The sequence below is a fragment of the Cobetia sp. genome (assembly GCF_983723665.1).
Map to the genome: position 1 here is coordinate 1 of NZ_CFDJES010000239.1, position 2,770 is coordinate 2,770.

At 66.8% G+C, this 2,770-nt stretch carries 3 protein-coding genes; all 3 read left to right on the forward strand.

Annotation, left to right across the window (positions count from 1 at the left end):
• The coding region (locus AC4FAH_RS14335; RefSeq protein ID WP_490246286.1) for a hypothetical protein at positions 1 to 359 on the forward strand (359 nt) is incomplete at its 5' end.
• Complete coding sequence (locus AC4FAH_RS14340; RefSeq protein ID WP_052384343.1) at positions 359 to 1,318, forward strand: diguanylate cyclase domain-containing protein; 960 nt, start codon at positions 359 to 361, stop codon at positions 1,316 to 1,318. The genes AC4FAH_RS14335 and AC4FAH_RS14340, both read left to right, overlap by 1 nt.
• Positions 1,315 to 2,770 (forward strand): bifunctional DedA family/phosphatase PAP2 family protein (locus tag AC4FAH_RS14345; RefSeq protein ID WP_490246287.1); only part of this gene is annotated, 1,456 nt, incomplete at its 3' end. The genes AC4FAH_RS14340 and AC4FAH_RS14345, both read left to right, overlap by 4 nt.

The window sequence follows — 2,770 nt, forward strand, 5'->3', positions numbered from 1 at the left end:
TGCTGGTCACCCGCGGCGAGCGCATGGCCAGCCTGCGCCGTCGTCAGTTGATCGAGCATCTCGCGATGCCGATTCGCGCTCGCGTGCAGCCTCTCAACGACAGTGACCCCAGTGCGCTGGACCTCAAGCGCCTCAGCGCCCACCTGAGCGATGAACCGCAGCCGATCACCCTGCTGCCGCCACTGCCTCGCAAGCCTGCCGATGCCGATGCCTCGTCAGGCGAAACTTCGACAGACAACGCCTCGTCAGACCACGCCTCGACAGACGATGCCCCGTCAGACCATGGGCGAGACATCCTCAAACCGGCCAGCGCGGCAGACAAGGTCGCCTTGACACCGTCGCGGGGGAATGATCACTGATGTCTCCTCTGCACAGCCTGGCCCATCGCGAGCGCCGGGAGCTCGCCAATCGCAAGACACTGATCATGCTGCTGGCCGCCGCGGTGATCGCCACCTACGCCCTGTGGCGCTACCTGGTGGGCGATTTCGAGCATATCCTGACGCCGGTGCTGGCCACCTTGCTGATGGCGATTGCCGCCGGCCTCAATCACCTCGATGATGAGCAGCCGCTGCCTTCCTATCTGACGCTGATCGCCAGCTACCTGATGCTGGCACTCGAGGCGCCGGGCACCTACCCGGGCATGTCGCTGTGGCTGGGACTGCCCAGCGTGCTGACACTGCTGCTGTTGCCCCTGGCACCGGCGATGCTGCTCAATCTGGTGCTGGCACCGCTGTGGCTATGGCTATTGGGCCAGCAGGAAGACAACTTCGGCGAGATACTGCGCTACCTGTGTCTGCTGCTGGTGGCCAGCCAGCCGTTCGTCATCAACAGCCTGCAGGCGGGTGTCATGAGCCTGACCGCCAGCGAGGAAACCGAGTGCAACGCCTTCAACGCCCGCACCGGTCAGCAACGACTGATCAGTGAGGCGGCGCGTGCGCGGGCGCTGGACCAACCGTTCAGCATTCTGGTCGTCTATCTGCCGCAACTGGACATGCTCGGCGAGCAGTTCGGCGAAGACAGGCGCGTCGAATGCCTGGCGATGGCCTGCGACGTGATGCAGGAGGTCTCGCGCCAGGGCGACCTGCTGTGTCGCAGCGACAAGTCGTCCTTCTGGCTGATGCTGCCCAATACCGGCGAGGCGGGAGCGCTGATCATGCGCGAGCGCCTGACCGCGGCGCTGGCAGCGGCCACACAGCCGGAAACCGGCTCCATCATTGCCCGCGCGCGCCTGGTGACGTACAAGGCCGATGACACCACCCAGAAACTCGAGCAACGCCTGCTGGCCAGCCAGCTTGCCCTGATGGATCTCAATGAATGAGCGACACCCTTGCGTCACTGCTGCATTGGCTGAACCCCAGTGTGATGATCGATACCCTGATGACCACGCTGAGCGATCACCCGGCAGCCCTTGTCGCCGTCATCGGCCTGGTCTCACTGCTTGAATCTCTCGCCATCATCGGCCTGCTGGTGCCAGGCGTGGTCATTCTCACCGCCGGCGCCTCCCTGGCCGGCCATCTCGAACTCTCGCTGCCGATACTGCTGGCCGCCGGTGCGCTGGGCGCCATCATCGGCGATGGCGTGAGCTTCTGGCTGGGCATCCGCTATCGCGATCAACTGCCCGGCCGCTGGCCCTTCTCGCGCCATCCCGAGTGGATCGAGCACGGTCAGCAGTTCTTTCATCGCCACGGCAGCTGGTCGATCGCCTTCGGGCGCTTCGTCGGCCCGGTGCGCCCGATCATCCCGCTGGTCGCCGGCATGCTTGACATGCCGCCGGCGCGCTTCTTCCTGGTCAATGGCCTCTCGGCGCTGGCCTGGGCACCGGCCTACCTGCTGCCGGGCTATCTGCTGGGCCAGACCTGGCAGTCACTGTTCACCCTGCCGGAAGGGGCCGACGGCCTGCTGGTCGGCCTGGCCAGCGGCCTGATCGCCTGTGCCTTCGCCTTCTCCTTCCTGCGCCGCCAGCTGGGCCGCGAGGGCCGCCTCTATCATTGGCTGGCTCGTCGCATGCGTCGCAGCCCTTCCGGGCGGCGTCTGTGGTGGCAGCTGCGCCATCCCGACCCCGAGGGCGAATTCCCGCTCGCCTCGATGGCGCTGCTGATCTTCGCGGTGATCAGCGTGCCCGCCATAAGCCTGGCGGTGCTGGCCCATCCCGAGCCGTGGTGGATCGACCGCGTGGCCGCCTCGCTGGCCGCAAGCCTCTCCTCACTGATGCCCCAGGACTGGCTGCGCGAGGCAAGCCTCGTGCTGTCTCGCCTCGCCGATGGCACCGGCCTGGCGGCGCTCGTGGCTCCGTGGCTGGTATGGCTGCTGCTCAAGGGTCGCCACGCGGTGTGGTTGCATCTGACGGCCGCCTGGCTGGGCATCGCCAGCGCCAATACCGTGCTCAAGCACCTGATCCAGCGCCCGCGTCCGGATACCCCCGCCTTCCTGGAAGGATCGATGTCGTTTCCCAGCGCCCATGCCGCCGGCAGCGTGGCAGTGTTCGGGCTGGCCGCCGCCTTCATCGCCGAGCGCCAGCCCTCCTCGCGACGTCGCTGGATCTACTGGGCAGCCATCGCCGCCTGTACGCTCGTCGGCCTGTCACGCATCACGCTTGGCGTCCATTACCTCAGTGATGTGCTGGGCGGTGCCTGCGTGGGTCTGCTGGTCTGTGCGCTGGTGCGCATCAGCTATCCCGCCTTCGTGCGCCAGCCCTCTGCCCCCCTGGAATCGCCAGCCCCGCTGCTGTGGTTGAGCATGGCGAGCCTGCTGCTGTTGGCGGCACGCTTCG